Origin of the sequence: Devosia sp., from assembly GCF_030689745.1 — a bacterium.
In the GTDB taxonomy this organism is placed as follows: domain Bacteria; phylum Pseudomonadota; class Alphaproteobacteria; order Rhizobiales; family Devosiaceae; genus Devosia; species Devosia alba.
Genome location: NZ_JAUYGL010000056.1, coordinates 1 through 2,273, shown reverse-complemented (window position 1 = coordinate 2,273; position 2,273 = coordinate 1). Strand labels below are relative to the sequence as shown.

Here is a 2,273-nt window from a genome sequence, read left to right as displayed (position 1 = left end):
AAAAACATCTTCGCCCGGCCGCGGCCCGAGATGGCGGTTTACGCCGAAAGCAGCTTTTCTTTCCCCAGCGGTCATAGCGCTGCCAGCGTCGCATTCTTTGGATTTTTGACCTACGTTCTTATCCGCGAACGGATCGGCCCGTTTTTTGTTTCTTTCCTCATCGGTGCAACCCTCGTTTTTCTGATCGGACTGAGCCGCATCTATCTGGTCGAGCACTATCTGAGCGATGTCCTTAACGGATACCTCGTCGGCGCTCTTTGGGCGCTTCTTGGCATCTGGCTGGCGGAATGGCTGAACACCAGAAGAGGTCGGAGTGGGCAGACCTCGGTTCTGCCGTGGCAAAGAGTTGCATCTATAGGCGTGGTTGTGATCGCTCTAGTAGCAGTGGGGTTCGACCGGCAGCTATTGACTGCCCTGTGGCCGTTCCCTCCGGCATCTCGACCGTCAGTTATCGGCCGAAATCGATTATACTCGTGGAACCAACGGTCAGTTTACATCAACGCCACATCAACCCGCGAATGCATGTTTCGCACCAAGTTTGCTGCCGAAAGTCTGTGAAACTGGCCCACTGCAAGGATGGAAAATGCGTAAAATCAAAGGCTTGTCGTGTAAGCCGTTGAAAAGTCTAAGCTATTGGAATCACTGCGATTTAGGCTCATAACCTGAAGGTCACAGGTTCAAATCCTGTCCCCGCAACCAAATTATATAAACATATCAATGGCTTAAATGTTGAGCGTTTCGCTTGTGTATAGCCAATCGCAATACACGTCAACGCCACGTCAACGTTTGACGAGTCCCCCCAACAAAAATGCTAGAAGCTACCACATTTTGTAGCAATTTCATTGGGTTAAATCGCAGCCAATCATCAGGCACAATTGGGGATCCTGAACCAATGGGCATCCCTCAACAGCCATGGGCGCGTCCCATGCTATCCGCCTGTCTCGCTCCGAAGGGCGCGCAGTTGATCCGCAGTCAGGTAGCCGCTGACCCGAACAGCCTCGTCCCGTTGCCAAGAAGCCAATGCCCGGCGCGTATTGGCTCCGAACACGCCATCGACTCCGCCCGTATTGTAGCCAAGAGAGGTCAGCCTGCTTTGGACTTCGCGACGCTCGGCATAGGTCAGGCCCAGCAGACGTTCCTCGACCGCATCATTGCCAGCGACTGGTCCTACGGGATCAGTGCCAATTCCGGGGCCTGCCTGCTGCGCAATCAAATTGACCTGTTGAGCGGTGATGTAACCAGTTGCCGCCAGCTTGTTTGCGGTCTGCCACCGGAAGATGGCGCTGCGGGTGTTTGTTCCCCATAGATCATCAGCAACGCCAGTAGCATAGCCTATCGCTGTCAGCTGCTTCTGGATCTGGATGCGTTGCGTTCGGCTCAATCCGATAGATGCCTCAATCGAGGCGGCACTATGATAGCCGCCGCCGGTCGGCAGGGGGTTGACCGGTACGCCCAGCTTTGCCAGGGCTTGCTCGGCATTGACGCGAAAGGCTCCTTTTGGAAACTTCGTCAGATAATTGCGGTAGGCGCTGACCGTGTTCAGGCGTTGCGCTTCGACAAAGGCAGTCCGATCAAGCTCTTGATTGATCAGAGATTGGGCGATCCCAGAGACGATTTTGCCGAAATCCGGTTCAGCATTCACGGGCGTTGCCACCGCCAAGCTGGCAGCCAACAGGAGCGGGAGTCTGGTTTTCCACATGGTGCATTCCTCTCGATCTGTCGGGCCGTTTTGACCAGCCCGTCCTCAGGATGACAACGCCTGAGACATCGATTGGTTGCCAAGAGTATTTGCCCACCCAGCCAGTGACCGGCCTGATGACGTCCCCACTTTCGTCGCGCGCGTTCATACGCTCGCGATGGTGCCCGGGCATTCTGGCAAACGCAGCGATCTGACGACGGCGCGCTCAATCTTCCTTGCGGGCAGGCAAGCCCTTGTGACTCGTGGACGCCAGATCATCGAGCTCCTTTTCGGTCATGGTCTTGGCCATTTCCTTCGAGGCGCCTTTCAAAGCAGATATCTTGGTTTCGCCCCGTTTGGCTGACAGCGCGGCACCTGCTGCCATTTGCTGGGCTTTGGATTTGGCGGGCATGATCCAATCCTTTCTTCATGGTCGGCGCCATGTGGCACCTAAGTGTCGCGTCCCGGAAGGTTGCGGGGTGATTTGACGAACAGATGGGGGTGGGACTTGTGCCAGTCCTTCATGGCCTGCATCGGTGTTCGGCTCCCCAAGACTGACTGCGGCAACTGCGTGTTGTAGAGTGCGACGTATCGC

Annotated in this window: 3 protein-coding genes and 1 pseudogene; 1 reads left to right on the top strand and 3 read right to left on the bottom strand. The window is 55.7% G+C overall.

Going from position 1 to position 2,273, the window contains the following annotated elements; translation table 11 throughout:
- Positions 1 to 558, top strand: a 558-nt coding sequence (locus tag Q8O80_RS05015; RefSeq protein ID WP_305577574.1) for a phosphatase PAP2 family protein, incomplete at its 5' end; no start/stop codon positions are given.
- Between the two features lie 370 nt (positions 559 to 928).
- On the opposite strand, the gene Q8O80_RS05010 is transcribed toward Q8O80_RS05015, so the two are convergent.
- From Q8O80_RS05010 to Q8O80_RS05000, 3 genes and pseudogenes are all read right to left on the bottom strand, one after another.
- Positions 929 to 1,699 (bottom strand): peptidoglycan-binding protein, encoded by a 771-nt coding sequence (locus Q8O80_RS05010; protein ID WP_305577572.1) that lies wholly within the window; start codon positions 1,697 to 1,699, stop codon positions 929 to 931.
- Between the two features lie 205 nt (positions 1,700 to 1,904).
- Positions 1,905 to 2,090, bottom strand: a complete 186-nt coding sequence (locus tag Q8O80_RS05005) for a DUF3008 family protein (RefSeq protein WP_305577569.1) — start codon at positions 2,088 to 2,090, stop codon at positions 1,905 to 1,907.
- Positions 2,091 to 2,128: 38 nt separating this feature from the next.
- Positions 2,129 to 2,273, bottom strand: a pseudogene (locus Q8O80_RS05000) (IS481 family transposase); the annotation flags it as partial.

Bases quoted from the DNA above. Each gene is read 5' to 3' on its own strand.
- Q8O80_RS05010 (WP_305577572.1), bottom strand. From the start codon at position 1,699: ATGTGGAAAACCAGACTCCCGCTCCTGTTGGCTGCCAGCTTGGCGGTG.
- Q8O80_RS05005 (WP_305577569.1), bottom strand. From the start codon at position 2,090: ATGCCCGCCAAATCCAAAGCCCAGCAAATGGCAGCAGGTGCCGCGCTG.